Origin of the sequence: Algoriphagus sp. (assembly GCF_029254265.1) — a bacterium.
Lineage (GTDB): Bacteria > Bacteroidota > Bacteroidia > Cytophagales > Cyclobacteriaceae > Algoriphagus.
In genome coordinates this window covers 159,429-175,821 of the sequence record NZ_JAQWXX010000073.1, presented here as the reverse complement: position 1 = coordinate 175,821, position 16,393 = coordinate 159,429, and the positions used below count along the sequence as shown (strand labels likewise).

The window sequence follows — 16,393 nt, the reverse complement described above, 5'->3', positions numbered from 1 at the left end:
CTTATTCCGATTTCAGACTTTCCATGCACTGTTTTGGACAGGGCAATGAATCAATTATAAAACATGAGTTCTAAGAATTTTAAGCGATATACCGTCACATCCGCACTTCCGTATGCTAATGGACCTCTTCATATTGGGCATTTGGCGGGATGCTATATTCCTTCCGATATCTATGTTCGCTATTTGCGAAGCAAAGGTAGGGATGTAGCTTACGTATGTGGCTCAGATGAGCATGGTGTTGCGATCACAATCAAAGCCAAGAAAGAAGGTAAAACTCCCCAAGAAATCGTAGATCGATATCATGAGATGATGAAAGGGAGTTTTCAGGAATTTGGAATCAGTTTCGATCATTATTCTAGAACTTCCGCAAAGATTCACCATGAAACAGCTCAGGGGCTTTTCAAAGATCTCTACCAAAAAGGTGAGTTTTTGGAGCAAACTACTGAGCAATATTATGATGAAGAGGCGGAGCAGTTTTTGGCGGACCGATACATCGAGGGCACTTGCCCGAAGTGTGGGAATGAGCGCGCTTATGGAGATCAATGCGAGCGATGTGGTACTTCACTTAGCCCAACAGAGCTAATCAATCCAAAATCTAAATTAAGTGGTAGAACGCCCGTTTTGAAGGAGACCAAGCATTGGTTTTTAGATTTAGGTAAATACACTAATTTCCTAAAAAATTGGATTCTAGAAGAACATGCTGATGACTGGAAGAATAATGTTTTGGGACAATGCCGATCTTGGCTAGAAGCTGGTGATGGCTTGCAAGCCCGATCCATGACCAGAGATATGGTATGGGGAATTCCTGTTCCAGTGGATGGTGCCGAAGGAAAAGTGCTCTATGTCTGGTTTGATGCCCCTATTGGCTACATCTCTTCGACCAAAGAATGGGCAGCTGAAAAGGGAATCGATTGGGAACCCTATTGGAAGGATAAGGATACTAAACTGGTCCACTTTATAGGGAAAGATAACATCGTTTTCCATTGTATTATTTTCCCGGCAATCTTAAAAACGCATGGTGAATTCATCCTTCCGGATAATGTGCCAGCCAATGAGTTTTTGAATTTGGAAGGGGATAAGATTTCTACTTCTCGTAATTGGGCGGTCTGGCTACATGAGTATCTGGAGGAATTTCCAGGAAAGCAGGATGTGCTCCGCTATGTCCTGACTGCGAATGCACCGGAGACCAAAGACAATGACTTTACCTGGAAAGATTTCCAGACCAGAAATAACTCAGAACTCGTAGCGATCTACGGTAATTTCATCAATCGCGCGGTGGTTCTTACACATAAGTACTATCAGGGAGTTATCCCTCTGCGGGGAGAATTAGTAGGATATGATGAAGAAGTGATCGCGGCATTGGGTGAATTCCCGGAGAAAATTGCAGCCTCCTTGGAGCGCTATCGTTTCAGAGAGGCTTTGGGATTGATGATGGATCTCGCTCGTCTTGGAAATAAATATCTGGCCGATACTGAGCCTTGGAAGGTAATTAAAACCGACCCTGATCGAACCGCTACCATCTTGAATATTGCCCTGAATATTGCAGCTAATCTAGCAATAGTTTCAGAGCCGTTTTTACCTTTTACGGCAGGTAAGCTAGTCGAAATGTTTGGAATGAAAACAGTGAATTGGGATGCTGCAGGTTCGGCAGAGTTGCTTTCCAGCGGACATGTGCTGGGAGAAATGGGGCTCCTGTTTGATAAAATCGAAGACGAAACCGTAGAAAAACAAGTTCAAAAACTATTAGATGCAAAAAAAATGAATGAAGCCGAAAATGCCCAAGTGCCAGTAATGAAGGAACTGATCACCTATGACGATTTTGCAAAATTAGACATGCGCGTAGTGACTGTTTTGGAAGCGGAGAAAATGCCGAAGTCTAAAAAACTGATAAAGCTAAAGGTTGATACAGGACTTGGTCATCGCACTGTTTTAAGTGGAGTAGCGGAGCATTTCGAGCCGGAGTTTCTAATCGGAAAGCAAGTGACGATGCTTATTAATCTTGCGCCTAGAAAGATGATGGGAATCGACTCGGAAGGGATGATTCTGATGGCGGAAGATAAAGACGGAAAGTTGAAGCTGCTTACCCCGCATGAAGGAACTGCGAGCGGATCGACGATATCGTAAAGTGATCGTCACTGTGAGCGCACCGAAGAAGTCTTTTTTTAGAACCAAGAACCAAGAACCAAACTCAAGATTCGAGTCTAAGTTCTTGGTTCTAGATTCTCAAGCCTTGACACTTAATATCTAGCTACTTTTTTAATGCAACGGCCGCTTCTTAATCATCCCACCCTTGGTATCCTTGATTGGATATTGGATCACAAATGCTTTGGGATCGATTTTATCAATTTCTGTAAGCATCCGAGTCACTTCTAATCGTGTAATCACGCAGAAAAGTACTTTTCGGTCGGGGAGTAGTTTTGCTTTTTCTCCATAGCCTCCATCAGATTTAAGGACAGTCACTCCGCGACCTAAATCATGAGAAATCATGGATTTGATTTCTTCGGCATATTGAGACATGATCATAACACCAAGGTATTCTTCCACCCCGTTGATGATGAAATCGACCGTTTTCGAAGCAGAGAAATAGGTGAGGAGGGAATACATTGCCGTTTCCAGATTCACAAAGAATGCGGCAACAATAAATAGGAAAACATTAAATACGGTGATAAAATCACCTACGGTCAAGCTGGAAGTCCTACTGACAGAAATTGCCAAAACCTCTGTACCATCGATTACGGCACCTCCTCGGATTGCAAATCCAATCCCGCTTCCCAAGAAAAATCCTCCAAAAACAGCTATTAAAAGCTTATCAGCGGTGATGGTAGGGAATTCAATAAGGTGAACCAATAGTGCCAGTCCAAAAATGGCAAGCGTACTCTTGATCGCAAAGGGAAGTGAGATTTGGCGAGCACCCAGAAGGATAAAGGGCAGATTGACTAAAATGATCAAGACTGAAAGATTCATCGGAGTGAGGAGTTCGAGTAAAAGCGAAATCCCCATTGCTCCACCATCAAAGAATCCATTTGGAAGCAAAAATCCTTTCAGACCAATGCTGGCCATAAATACACCCATGGAGATAAAAATAAAATCCTTAATCTGTCGCCAAACCGTGATTTTCTTCACCCAATTGGAATCCTGTATTTTCAAAAGTCGCTTTACCATTACTTAAAGGTAGAACCGAAATTTTAAAAATTTAAAGTACGATCATATATATCTCGTATTTTTAATTTAAACGAAATGGATTGAGGTTTTTTTTGAATTATTACTAATTATTTATTGATCTTTTGAATTCCAGTAAATTCAATTACCTTATAGAGGTTCAAAATTTTTATAAAAACATGAAATCGAGCATGACTCAAAAGCCACACGCTGGGATGATTAAGTGCTGCGAGATTCCATATGGCCTATAAAAATCAAATTATAATCATATGAAAACAGAAGGATATAAATCAGGAGAACATTACGACGAAATGTTTACTCCCGAAGGGGAGACTAGAGCACATTATTTGGAGTTTTGCGAGACCTTGAAGAAAAACACAGCAAAGAAAATGCATCATTTGCAGTTTGCGGCAAATCAAACGCAGCGCTCGATGGGAATGACTTTTAATGTGTATCATGATAATCAGGGATTGGAAAAAATCCTTCATTTAGACATCATCCCTCGCATAATTCCAAATGAAGAATGGAAAAAAATCGAAGCAGGATTGAAGCAGCGAACCAATGCTTTGAATATGTTTCTTCAGGATATTTACAATGAGCGTCGAATTCTAAATGATGGAATAATTCCCAGTGAACTGATTCTGAATAGTAAGGATTACCTCGAACCTTGTGTGGGGCTGACTCCTCCAAAAGGGATTTGGTGTCATATCACAGGAACCGATTTAGTCAAAAGCAAGGATGGTGAATATTACATCTTGGAGGATAATCTCAGATGTCCTTCGGGAGTGTCATATATGCTGGAAAGTCGGGAGATTATCAAGCGAGCCTATCCTAAGCTTTTTTACAAACGTGGCGTGATGCCAGTGTCTGACTATCCTGCAAAGTTATTGCAGATGCTCCAGAACCTGTCTAATAAGGCAAAACCTGTGGTAGGAGTGTTGACTCCAGGGATTTACAACTCGGCCTATTACGAGCACTCTTATCTAGCTTTGCAAATGGGTGTAGAATTAGTTTCTGGGGTAGATCTGATCGTGGAGAACAAAATAGTATATATGCAAACCACCCAAGGATTGCAGCAAATCGACGTTTTATATCGTCGGATTGATGATACTTTTTTGGATCCTTTGGCTTTTAATCCAGATTCCATGCTCGGTGTGCCTGGGCTATTTGAAGCGTATAAAGCAGGAAATATCGCCTTGGCTAATGCTCCTGGAACTGGAGTGGCAGATGATAAAGCAGTATATGCTTACGTCCCGAAGATCATCAAATACTACTTAAATGAAGAACCTATTCTGAATAATGTGCCTACTTATCTCTGTCGGGAAGAAAATGACAGAAATTATGTTCTGGAGAATATTCATGAATTGGTAGTTAAAGAGACAAATGCCGCGGGTGGCTACGGAATGCTAATCGGGCCAAAGGCCACCGAAGAGGAACATGAAAAGTTCAGAGAACTGATCAAGAATAACCCAACCAATTACATTGCGCAGCCCACACTTTCGCTTTCGACAGTTCCCACATTGACTGAAGATGGAATTGAAGGGCGACATGTAGATTTAAGACCATATATCCTTTATGGTAAAGAAATCGAAGTAATCCCTGGAGCCTTGACTCGAGTCGCTTTGAAAAAAGGCTCTTTGGTAGTAAACAGCTCTCAAGGTGGTGGAAGTAAGGATACATGGGTTTTATATTAATTAATCAAAAAAATTATGCTGAGTAGAGTAGCAAACCATATTTATTGGCTAGGTAGATACCTAGAGAGGGCTGAGAATTATGCAAGATTCATTGATGTGAATTTTAATTTGATGCAGGACCTTCCTATTGATATGAAAGAACAATGGATGCCACTTGTGGCGGCCACAGGTGATTTGGATTTGTATAATAAATTTAATGAGGGTTTTGATAGCAAAAACGTATTGTTTTTTCTTGCCTTTGATGAAAGGAATCCAAATTCCATGATGTCCGCTGTCAAAAGTGCAAGGGAAAATGCAAGGATCATTCGAGAGAATCTAAGTAAAGAAACTTGGGAAAAATCCAATGAGCTGTACTATATGATGCAAGAGGGCTGCGAAAAGAAAATCTGGAAGAAGGAAGATCCTAGAGCTTTCTTTGAGAAAGTGAAGAACCAAATTCTCTTGCTTTATGGTATTGCTGACAGCAGTTTGGCTAGGACAGAAGGTTGGTATTTTCGCCAACTTGGTCAATTTTTGGAGCGGGCGGATAAGACTTCTAGAATCTTAGATGTGAAATATCATATCCTTTTACCTTCTGAAGAAGAAGTTGGTACTCCCTTGGACTTTCTTCACTGGATGGCATTGCTGAAATCTGTTACGGCTTTCAATACTTATCGAAGAGCATATGGAAATATTGCGCCGGCTAGCGTAGTGGAATTCCTGGTATTGGATAAATATTTTCCAAGGTCGATTTACTATTGCATCAGAGAGGCAGAAAGCTGCCTTCATAAGATCTCTGGAAATCAAGGCGGTGGGTATAAGAACTCTGCCGAGAAAGCTATTGGGGAGCTCCGATCCAAACTGGAGTTTGCGGATGTCAAGGAAATAATTGCCTTTGGACTGCATGAATACCTTGATAATCTTCAAATTAAAATCAACTCAATCTCTAATCAGATTGATGGTAATTTCTTCACGATTAGAGATAACTTTACCAAACAAACAACGGTTCAAGAATGACATTTTGCCTAGGCATTAAAACGAAGGATGGTATTGTGGGATTATCAGATACGAGAATCACCACAGGAAGCGAAACCACCTCATCTAAAAAAGTATATACCGTCAACCGTGAAAAACACTCCTTCTTTATTATGACTTCAGGATTGCGATCGGTACGAGACAAAGCCATCACTTATTTTTCAGAAGTCATCGAAAATAAAGATGATTCATTCACAAAGCTCTACCATGCGGTAAATGAGTTTGGAAATCAAGTAAGGGCAGTCGCTAAAGAGGATCGGGAATATTTGGAAGAAGCCGGGCTGAATTTCAATGTGTATTCGATTATTGGTGGCCAACTGGAAGAAGATTCAGAACCAAAGCTTTATTTACTCTACCCTCAGGGAAATTGGATAGAGATCCGAAGAGGAACTCCTTTTGTGATCATAGGGAATACTGGATTTGGAAATCCTGTTTTAAAACGATCACTTTCCTATGAAGACTCCCTGGATTATGCTTTGAAATGCGCCTTTTTGGCATTTGATGCTACGCGGATTTCTGCAAATGATGTGGATTTCCCCATTGATATGGTTGTTCTCCCCAACAATACGTTTATGGCGAAAGAGCAGCGATTCGAGCAAAAGGAATTGGAGCATATTTCCACTTTCTGGAACGAGCGGCTTAAGAACGCCATTGAAGAACTTCCGGCTTCCATTTTAGATAAAGCGTTTGAAGGCGATTTCAAACCTGTTTCTCAAGACTAAAACTAGGAATGTATCTAAAAATCAAGCATCTAAGTAAATATTATTATGAAAATCCCGTGACCCTTGGGATCCATGATTTTTTTTTAATTCCCCAAACTCAGGATTTTCAGACAGTTTTAAAATGTGATCTATTGATTGATCCATTGCCAAAGGGAAAATCCATGAGGCGAGATTTTATAGGCAATTCCTATTTACAAGCTTGGTTTGAAGGGGAAACAAAAAGTCTGGAAGTAAAAAGTGAAGCACTGATTGAATGTCATAAATTCAACCCTTTTGCTTTTATTATTGAGCCGCAATTTTTAAAATCTTTTGACAGGGAAAAAGCTGGTGGCTTCGAGTATCCTTTACCAATTCAATCGCTAGTCCATCCATTTATTCACCGAAATTCAGATTCTCAACTTGCTCCTTCCGTACTAAACACATTTAATCAGTCTGTAGATTTATTGGATTTCTTAGTCAAAATCACCGCTCAGATCCATCAGGATTGGAAGCATTTGATTCGAGAGGAAGAAGATATTTGGTCTCCTGAATTCACTTTTTCGCAAGGCAAAGGATCTTGTAGAGATCTTGCCTGGATGGAGATGAATATGCTTGGAGTGCTCGGTTTGGCAAGCAGATTTGTCAGCGGATATGCATACAATCCAGAGCTTGACGAAGGTCACGAACTCCATGCTTGGATGGAAACATACCTTCCCGGCGCAGGCTGGATTGGATTGGATCCTAGTTTGGGTTTACTTACTAATGAATTGTATGTTCCTCTTGCTTTCCACCCTAATCCGCAATTGACGTTACCTGTACAAGGAAAATATGGAGGCGAATCCAATTCAAAATTAGAGGCGCTCGTTCAAATTGAGCAAGTCAAAAATCAGTCGCTGTAGACTCCTGTCTTTGGCTTTTCGAAGATTGAAGCATCAAACTCATCAGGTAAAAGCAATAAGTCTCCAAAGCTTAAATTGTACCTAAGCTCCTTGGTAGAATCATTTTCAAACTTGTAGCCAGTAAGGATTCTCGGGAAATAGATTCCATTATTATCCCGGTAATCCTCATACTTCAGTGCATTCAAGCTAGGGTTGCTTTCTCCATAATAAGTCACGGTATAGAGTAAATATTCCAGACGATTGGTTTCAGGATTAATCAGCATGAAATATTCGTCATCGGGGCTGTCTCCGACATTGTTGTCAAAACTTGCACGCAAAGTGGTATAAAACTGACCATTCAGACTTTTATCGGAAACCTTCTCCACAGTCACCCCAGGGTCAGTAAATACGAAGGGAATGGAGTAAAAATAGAAATAGAGGTTGTGATAGAACTTTAAGGACTTCCCAGAATAGGCGTCTCGACTAGGGCTGATCCATGTTTTTTCACCATCAAATCCCAAATCGAAAAACTGGGTGGAGATTCTTGTCTTTCGGCTATTAAGATTAATAAAGTGACTTTCTTGGGTAAGGTTAGTTTCATGAACCATAGCGTAACTCATCGCCTTGGCATCCATCCATTTTTGCCAATCCCCATGTGCTTCAAGTACTTTTTTAAAATCTGGATTTAGTTCTTTCTTGCTTTCCGAAACCGAGACATTTTCCTTCTCAGCACAGGCAAATTGAATTAAAAGCAAAAAGGCAAGGGTAAAAGATCTTAAGACTGTTTTCATGGGGCTACTTAGTTTGCATGCAAGTTAATAAACAATCTTTTTTTGAGCTTAGATATTCATTTTCTATTGAATCCTGTAGAAAATAGAAATTTTGATTATCCACTTCCTTATTAGCAGCATCATTTAACGACTTAATAGTCCGATTGAAGTTCAGTTTTGCTAAACTTTGGTCTTCGTTCATCCAGTCCAACAACTAGAGGAAATCGCCACAATGGTGTAATTGCTGCTATACTTAATTGAAACTTTATACTATTAATTATATTCAGTCTAAAGAAAAATAATCTTTAGAATTAATCTAAATAAATAAAATTGTTTTTATTTTTGTCGGGTATTCCGATTGTCAAAACTCAACCCGAAACACATGAGATCTAACTCATCTTCTGCTTGGAAAATCATCCGAAAACTTTTTAATAAAATTCATCTTTACGCAGGATTAAGTTGTGGACTGATTGTTATCGCAGTCTGTTTTAGCGGAACGATTTACGTTTACAATACAGAGATTCGAGAGTTTTTTGATTCTGAGCTTTATTTTGTAGAAGAGGCAGGGGAGAGAAAGAGTCCTGAGCGCTTAAAAATTATTTTGGAAAAATCCCAAGAGTCAAAAGTTATAGCTGTAAACTGGAATGAGGAAACTGATCGCAGTGTTCAGTTCACTTTGAAAAAGGAAACCGAGGAGGGGAGAGGGAATACGTTTTTTGTGAATCCATACTCAGGGGAAATAATTGGAAACAGTTCGGATAAAACTTCCACAGCTGAGTTTATGGGCTATATGTTTAGCCTTCACCGCTGGTTGTTGCTGGATCGGGTGGAGGAACCCATACTAGAAAGTATGGGGAATCGCGATTTGGGTAGATTAATTAATGGGATTGCGACGCTACTGTTTCTTATCGGGGTGATTACGGGAATTGTGATCTGGGTTCCTAACAAGGTCAAAAACTGGAAGCAAGGTCTCAAAATCAAATGGTCAGGAAATTGGAAGCGAACCAATCACGATTTACATAACACTCTTGCTTTTTATTCGCTGATTTTCTTATTCATCATGGCTGCGACTGGACCTTTTTGGTCTTTTACCTGGTATCGTGAAGGTTATCAAAAGACCTTTGATACGTTTGTGTCTCCTAAGCAAAAAGAGGCTGAAAAAAATGTCGCTCTGCCAATTTTCATCAAAAATCAGGACATTACACTGGACGATATTTTGGCCAAAACGGATCAAACCTTTGATTTTGAAGGTTCCTTGCGGATATCCCTTCCGGCATCTGAATCAGAGGTAATTTCTGTCCGTAAATATAAATCAGGTTTTTTTGCAGGGACTGGATCCGACGAGTTGCATATGTCTCCAGAGAATTTAGAGATTTTGGAGGTGAAACTTTTTTCAGATTTAAGCTTTCGTCAACAGATTGGTAGGTCTGTAAAAGCACTTCATACTGGAGAGATTTTCGGGCAATTCTCTAAGTTTCTCTGGTTTTTAGCTTGTGCAGTAGCTACCTCATTACCAATCACAGGTACCCTGATCTGGTGGAATAAGCGGAAAAAGAAATCTTTTTACAGAAAGCCAAAGCAGTCAAGACAAGTCGAAATGGCGTAAGATTTATTATCTATATCCGCAATTACAGCAGTATGGTAATTTCATTTGATTTTTGGGCTGGAAGACAGATGACTGAAGACCGAAGTTTGCCAAAGCTTAGATCAATTGGACTTTTATGCCTTTAAATTAAGCTACTAGTAAGAAAGCGGATAATCATAAAATTTATTATTAACGTCTCAAAAGCTACCATTGGGTAAATTTTCTATGTTTGACCAAATGCATCTCCTTATTTATTGGTAATGCATATTTTTTACCAACCAAAAACCTATCTTCCGATTCAAAAAAACTGCTCAATAATGAAGAAGTTGATTTCTTTAATCCTGATTTTTCTTTCTTTTTTTTCAACTCAAGCCCAAGAAAAGTCCTGGATGCTAGGCCCTTTTCTTAGGCCTGAATCTGCGAAACCAATAATCACTCCACAGAATACAACCAATTTTGAAGACCCGATGACTGGTAGAACTGTCGCTTGGGAGTCGATGGCTACGTTCAATCCTGCTGCTATCGTAAAAGATGGAAAGGTACATGTCCTTTATCGGGCCGAAGAAAAACTCGGTGAAAAAGAGATTGGTGGTCATACTTCCAGATTAGGTATGGCCATTTCAGCTGATGGTTTTTCTTTCGTTCGCGAGACGGAACCCATATTTTTTCCAAAAGATGATAATCAGAAAGAATTTGAATGGACGGGAGGTACCGAGGACCCTCGAATCGTAGAGACGAAGGAAGGACTTTATGTATTGACCTATACACAATGGAACCGGGATGTACCAAGACTAGCTGTTGCCACTTCGAAGGATCTACGAAACTGGGAGAAGCATGGGCCGATTTTCAAAGATTGGAAGGATGGGAAATACCACAATACGGAATCAAAATCTGGTGCCATCGTTACGGAATTGAAAGACGGAAAGCTGACAGCAGCTAAAATCGATGGGAAATATTGGATGTATTATGGTGTACCTCATGTTTGGCTAGCTACCTCAGAAGATTTAATTCACTGGCAACCTGTGGAGAACCACGAAGGCAATCGGGTGCCCGTCCTAAGTCCTCGACCTGGTTATTTTGATTCTTGGTTGGTGGAGGCTGGGCCTCCTCCAGTGCTAACAGAAGATGGAATTGTGGTCCTTTATAATGCCGGAAATTCCCAGCAAGTCGGAGTTAAGAATCTAGGAAATCGAGTTTATTCAGGTGGTCAGGCACTTTTTTCTGCCACAGAGCCTTGGAAACTTTTAGACCGAGTGCAAGAGCCTTTCATCCAACCTACTTTACCTTTTGAGAAGTCAGGCCAATACCCAGAGGGAACCACATTTTTGGAAGGATTGGTTTATTTCGAAGGAACTTGGTTGTTATATTATGGAACAGCAGATAGCATGGTAGGGGTGGTTTCCTCAGTATTTAAAAAAGGATCTTAAGATAATCTTAAGGAACACTTAAGTAAATTGTGAATCCCGAAACTGTAATTTTATCTTTTTAAAACTTAGATGAAAGAACTGACTATAATAGTTCCGATTTACAATGAAGAAGCTGGGATAGATATATTGGAAAGTGAGTTCCAGATCTATTTCGAAAAGTCCTCTTTAAACCCTCAAGTACTTCTTGTAGATGATGGCTCTACAGATGGGAGTTTGCTTAAGATTAAAAAACTATGTCTTGCAAACTCGAGATTTCATTTCCTTTGATCGAAATAGGGGATTAAGCGCGGCGATTCTAGCTGGATTTAAGTATGCAGAAAGTGATTGGTTAGGCTATATTGACGCGGATCTTCAGACGAAACCGATTGATTTCCTCAAATTCGAACCCTTCTTGAGTTCTTTTGACTTGGTCCTCGGTGCTCGCGTGGGCAGAAAGGATTCTCCTGTAAAGAAAATTACTTCACGATTTGCGAATTGGTTTCGGGACTCAATGCTTCATGATGGAGTAAAAGACTCTGGCTGTCCGCTTAAAATCATCAAGCGAGAGTATGCTCTTGCTTTACCTTATTTTTCCGGAGTACACCGATTCATTCCCGCATTGGTGCTGATGCAAGGAGGTAAAGTCAAGGAGATTCCAATCGCCCACTATCCTAGAGAAAGTGGCAAAAGTAAATTCAATTTCCTTAATAGATCGATTGGACCGCTTGTGGATACATTTGGAGTCAGATGGATGATGAAGCGTAAGATTAATTACAAGATCCAAAGTTCAGATAGAATGTCTAAAAATCAGATTCTATGAATGGCATTGGATTACTTTCACTTGGATTTTTAGCTCAGGGGCTATTTTCTGCTCGTTTTATTATTCAATTGATTCGCTCCGAAAAAGCAGGGAAAGTGCTTTCGCCTTTGATCTTTTGGCAGCTAAGTATTCTTGCCTCTTTCCTGTTGATGGTATATGGGACATTTCGCCATGATATTGTGATTGTTGGAGGGCAGGTTTTTGGATACTTTATTTACATACGTAATCTTCAACTTCAGAATGCTTGGGATAAGTTTCCGAAATGGAGTAGGGTCCTAATTCTGATAATGCCTTTTGTCTTTTTCGGATTTCTTTTTTCAGGGGACTTCTCCTTTCCTTCTTTATTTTCTAACCCTGAAATTGGCACTTTACTCCTGACTTGGGGTAGCATCGGTCAAGTGCTATTTACAGGTCGGTTTTTTGCGCAGTGGTATTTCGCAGAGCAAAAAAAAGAGTCTCATTTCCCTATCAGTTTCTGGTATATCAGCATTGTTGGAGCTGTAATAATTGCTTCTTATGCGATCTTTCGAAAAGATGCTGTTCTATTTATCGGTCAGGCATTCGGGGTCTTGGTTTATGCTCGTAATATCAGTATCGAAAAGAATCTAAAATTTTCCATTCCCTCCGCATTTCTTGATCAGATTAAATCCTATCGATTGCCAGTACTAATTGGATTTACCGCTTTTGTACTCTTTTTCAATATCCAATCTTGGTCTGTAACGGAATCAAGCGAGGCACGGTATGCAGAAATTGGCAAAGAAATGCTGGAGTCAGGAGATTGGATTCATCCGCAATTGATGGGGATTTATCATTATCACAAGCCCCCAATGACCTATTGGATTACTGCGGTAGCTTATAAACTCTTTGGCGTTTCGCCTTTCTCTGCCCGGTTTTTCTTGCAAATCGCAGTTCTGTTCCAGATTTTTTTGGTTTATAGACTTGGCCTTTTGCTTTTTCAAGATTCAAAAAAAGCCTTTTTGGCAGCTATGCTTTACAGTTCATTCTCGGTGGTAATCATCGGAAGTAGAGCTTTGACCACTGATACATATTTAGCCACCTTCATATTGGTAGCGATATTTTTTTGGTTTTCCCATCAAAAATCCAAAAAACCCATTTCACTAATCGCCTCTTTTGTTTTTTTAGGTTTGGGATTTCTGACCAAGGGTCCTGTGGTGTGGATTGTGCCGATAGTACTTAAGGTTTATCAAGCTTATCAAAAAAGAGCTTGGCCAAAATTCAATTGGCCTACGCTGTTGGGGCTGGTATTAATGCTTGGGATTGGACTGTTTTGGTTTGTTGGGCTCTATATTGAAGATGCCAGATTTCTGGATTATTTTCTTTTTAAGCATACGATTCAGCGATTTGCCACTGATACTTTTTCACGAGGTCAGCCTTTTTGGTTTTATCCGGTAGTCCTTATTGTTACTGCTTTTCCATGGTTTTTGATTTTGCTTCAGAAGTCTGTTTGGGTGGCAAAAAATAAGTCAACACAACTTGCCCTCTTTTGGGTATGGGTGGTCATTCCGGTTCTTTTTTTCTCCATCAGTCAGTCTAAATTGGTTCTATATATACTTCCCGTGTATTCGGGATTAGCTTTCGGTTCAATATTAGCCTGGGATCAACTTTCGGATCGAGCCCAGAAAAAGTGGGAAATCACCCAATTCATTTTCTTTGGTCTGGTGTTGATAGGCCTTATCATTTCTCCTAAGATTGATCCGAGGATTACTTTAGGGTATAAATTTTATTATATCTGGTTCATTTTAATAGGAACATTAGTAGGGCTTTTGATTTCAGGAATTCAACGAAAAGATCGTGTTTTGATCAATGCATGGGTATTTACAATGGGAGTCGGTTTGATGGCATCGTATTTTTTCAGTGCCAATCCAGCTGTCGTCAATGATACCCGAAGAGTCGCTGCGTGGATATCTGAAAATCATATTCCTGATGATGAAATATTCATCTATGACAAGCGACTTCCTTCAATTTCTTTTCAGAGCGAACTGCCTATTGTTTCCATTTACGATGGAGATGAAAGCCTCAATCGGGAAACTCAATTTCAAAAAGATGAGAGTTGGAAAGAAACTTTGATTAATTTAAAAACTGATCCGGATTGGATCAATCAAGCTGTCAATCAAAAAGGGTTTTGGATTTCAAAATCAAGTAAAAAACTTCCTGATCTTCCTACTGACTTCAGTTGGAAGCTTCAAGTTGAAATCGACGGTTGGAAAATTCATCGGATAGAACCTAAAAAATAGCAAATGAGAATTCTAGTAGTAGAGGATGAACCAGGGATTTCCGGTTTTTTAAAGCAAGGACTTGAGGAAGAATCCTATGCCGTGGACGTTGCGGATAATGGGAAGATAGGCTTGGATTTGGCCCTTTCGGGTAATTATGATCTTTTGCTTCTAGATTGGATGCTTCCAGGATTGAGCGGGATTGATCTTTGTCGAGCTTTCCGAAAAGAACATAAGGATACTCCAATCATCTTTCTCACCGCTAAGGACACGACTGACGAAACCGTCTTTGGCTTGCAGGCAGGGGCAAATGATTACATCAAAAAACCCTTTCATTTCGAAGAATTACTAGAGCGCGTACGCGTACAACTTCGGGCAAAAGTCGGTGAACCGGAATTCTTCACTTTAGGTACGATTTCCATTTTTCCTGAAAGACATCAAGTATTGAAAGACAATGTTGAGATTCCTCTTACACAGAAGGAATTTGCTCTTCTGGAATATTTGGTCAGAAACAAGAATAAGGTATGCCGAAGAACATTAATTATCGAAAAGGTATGGGATATACATTTCGAGTATAATACGGGAGTGATCGATGTTTTTATTAATTCGCTTCGGAAAAAACTGGATCTTCATGAGGAAGAAGGATATATACAGACTATTCGCGGAGTAGGTTATATGGCTAAAGAATAATGAAGAAAAGAAATTCCTATCGTGAACGAATAGCTAGGAGGCTAACCAAGATGACTGCGATGATCATCTTGGTTGTTTTTGCGATTATCTATTTAGTGGTTAATTATTCAGTTATTGAAAATAGTGATAAAGCCCTTTTAGCTGAGGCTCAAGATCATTTGAGAGAAATCTCTCTTGTGAACGGAGAATTGATTTTTTTAAATAAAAATGAATGGGAAGAAGCGGAACATTCTCAAATTCAGCTCAATCCGATTTTTATTGAAATCGTTGATCTTAAGGGAAATACTATGGACCGCTCTCCAAATCTTCGAGGAAATCATTTGACTTTTTTACCCGATCGAGCTTCAAGAGATGATGCATTGACCCTAGAGATAGGAGATGAAGAGGTTCGGCAGATACAGATTCCCTTGAGACATGAGGGTAAAATTGAAGGGTATATGCTTGTGGCAACTTCCTTTGAGGATTCGCGACATTTACTTTATAATCTCCTTAAGATTCTTGTAGTCCTTTATCCTGTCATTTTGATCTCACTTTTTTTAATGATGAGATTTATGGTTGGAAAAAGTATTGCACCAATCCAAATCATCACAGATACTACCAATCAGATTAATCAGAAAAATCTGAATGAACGGGTACCACTTACCGAGCAAAATGATGAAATAGGTCAGTTGGCTCGATCGATCAACTCATTACTTTCCAGACTGGAACAATCACTAAATCGCGAAAAGCAATTTACCTCTGATGCTTCCCATGAGCTTAGAACTCCGTTAGCTGTTCTTCGGGGGACATTGGAAGTCCTGATCCGTAAGCCTCGTGCCACAGAAGAATACGAATCAAAAATTCAGACCGCTTTACAAAGTATTGATCGAATGAGTGAGATGATTGAGCAGCTTTTGGCTTTAGCCCGTGTTGGTAAATTTTCGAACTCTGATTATTTGTCAATCGATTTGCTTGAATTTGGACGCAACTTCGCTCAGAAAATGTCTCTAGATTATGCGAGAAAAATTGATTTCGAAACCAACCTTACTCTACCTCTGGTGATTGAGGTGAATACGAAGTCTCTTCATATGATCTTGAATAATCTGCTTCAAAATTCGCTGAAATATTCCGATCATGACTCTTCGATTTCTATTCGGGCAGGAATTCATCAGGGTGCACCATTTATTACTGTAGAGGATCAAGGAGTAGGTATTGAAGAAGATTCCTTAGATCGGATTTTTGATCCATTTTTCAGAGAAACTCAGCTTTTGGAAAAACCTGTTCCAGGAACTGGTTTGGGACTAGCTATTGTAAAAAAACTCGCTTTGGAGTCAGACATTTCAATAGATGTGCAAAGTCAAAAAGGCTCAGGTTCTATTTTTAGATTGACTTTTCAAGAGAAGATTTAAGCGAACTTTAAGGATCCCCTTAGGATATCTACTGTAGTTTATAGTCATTTTTGT

Annotated in this window: 12 protein-coding genes and 1 pseudogene; 11 read left to right on the top strand and 2 right to left on the bottom strand. The window is 39.7% G+C overall.

From position 1 onward, the window contains the following. Positions 1-63: 63 nt before the first annotated feature. Positions 64-2,124, top strand: a complete 2,061-nt coding sequence (metG, locus tag P8O16_RS10995) for a methionine--tRNA ligase (RefSeq protein ID WP_300314558.1) — start codon at positions 64-66, stop codon at positions 2,122-2,124. Between the two features lie 132 nt (positions 2,125-2,256). On the opposite strand, the gene P8O16_RS10990 is transcribed toward metG, so the two are convergent. Beyond that, positions 2,257-3,162: a YitT family protein gene (locus tag P8O16_RS10990; protein WP_300314556.1), complete on the bottom strand. Its 906-nt coding sequence runs from the start codon at positions 3,160-3,162 to the stop codon at positions 2,257-2,259. A 266-nt stretch (positions 3,163-3,428) separates the two neighbouring features. On the opposite strand from P8O16_RS10990, the gene P8O16_RS10985 reads away from it, so the two are divergent. From P8O16_RS10985 to P8O16_RS10970, 4 genes are read left to right on the top strand one after another with little or no spacing between them, the layout of a single operon-like run. Then, positions 3,429-4,853 carry a circularly permuted type 2 ATP-grasp protein gene (locus tag P8O16_RS10985; protein WP_300314553.1) on the top strand — a complete coding sequence of 475 codons (1,425 nt, stop codon included), beginning with the start codon at positions 3,429-3,431 and terminating at the stop codon, positions 4,851-4,853. A 15-nt stretch (positions 4,854-4,868) separates the two neighbouring features. Further along, entirely contained in the window at positions 4,869-5,849 is a 981-nt protein-coding gene (locus P8O16_RS10980) for an alpha-E domain-containing protein (protein ID WP_300314550.1), read from the top strand. Continuing rightward, positions 5,846-6,589, top strand: coding sequence for a peptidase (locus P8O16_RS10975; RefSeq protein ID WP_300314547.1), 744 nt, complete (start codon positions 5,846-5,848; stop codon positions 6,587-6,589). Before P8O16_RS10980 ends, P8O16_RS10975 begins: the two co-directional genes overlap by 4 nt. 8 nt (positions 6,590-6,597) lie before the next feature. Next, positions 6,598-7,467, top strand: a complete 870-nt coding sequence (locus P8O16_RS10970) for a transglutaminase family protein (protein WP_300314544.1) — start codon at positions 6,598-6,600, stop codon at positions 7,465-7,467. Here the strand turns inward: P8O16_RS10970 and P8O16_RS10965 are convergent. After that, positions 7,455-8,237 carry a DUF6503 family protein gene (locus P8O16_RS10965; protein ID WP_300314542.1) on the bottom strand — a complete coding sequence of 261 codons (783 nt, stop codon included), beginning with the start codon at positions 8,235-8,237 and terminating at the stop codon, positions 7,455-7,457. The genes P8O16_RS10970 and P8O16_RS10965 overlap by 13 nt on opposite strands. A 361-nt stretch (positions 8,238-8,598) precedes the next feature. Here P8O16_RS10965 and P8O16_RS10960 point away from each other — a divergent pair, with 361 nt between their 5' ends. From P8O16_RS10960 to P8O16_RS10935, 6 genes and pseudogenes are all read left to right on the top strand, one after another. Beyond that, positions 8,599-9,822 (top strand): PepSY domain-containing protein, encoded by a 1,224-nt coding sequence (locus tag P8O16_RS10960; RefSeq protein ID WP_300314539.1) that lies wholly within the window; start codon positions 8,599-8,601, stop codon positions 9,820-9,822. Between the two features lie 296 nt (positions 9,823-10,118). Further along, positions 10,119-11,228, top strand: coding sequence for a glycoside hydrolase family 130 protein (locus P8O16_RS10955; RefSeq protein WP_300314537.1), 1,110 nt, complete (start codon positions 10,119-10,121; stop codon positions 11,226-11,228). A 69-nt stretch (positions 11,229-11,297) separates the two neighbouring features. After that, positions 11,298-12,027, top strand: a pseudogene (locus tag P8O16_RS10950) (glycosyltransferase). Continuing rightward, on the top strand, positions 12,024-14,282 hold the full coding sequence (locus P8O16_RS10945) for a lipid-A-disaccharide synthase N-terminal domain-containing protein (protein WP_300314534.1): 2,259 nt from the start codon (positions 12,024-12,026) through the stop codon (positions 14,280-14,282). Before P8O16_RS10950 ends, P8O16_RS10945 begins: the two are co-directional and overlap by 4 nt. 3 nt (positions 14,283-14,285) lie before the next feature. Beyond that, positions 14,286-14,951 carry a response regulator transcription factor gene (locus tag P8O16_RS10940; protein ID WP_300314532.1) on the top strand — a complete coding sequence of 222 codons (666 nt, stop codon included), beginning with the start codon at positions 14,286-14,288 and terminating at the stop codon, positions 14,949-14,951. Then, positions 14,951-16,339, top strand: a complete 1,389-nt coding sequence (locus P8O16_RS10935; protein WP_300314529.1) for a HAMP domain-containing sensor histidine kinase — start codon at positions 14,951-14,953, stop codon at positions 16,337-16,339. The genes P8O16_RS10940 and P8O16_RS10935 overlap by 1 nt, the downstream gene beginning before the upstream one ends. Positions 16,340-16,393 lie beyond the last annotated feature (54 nt).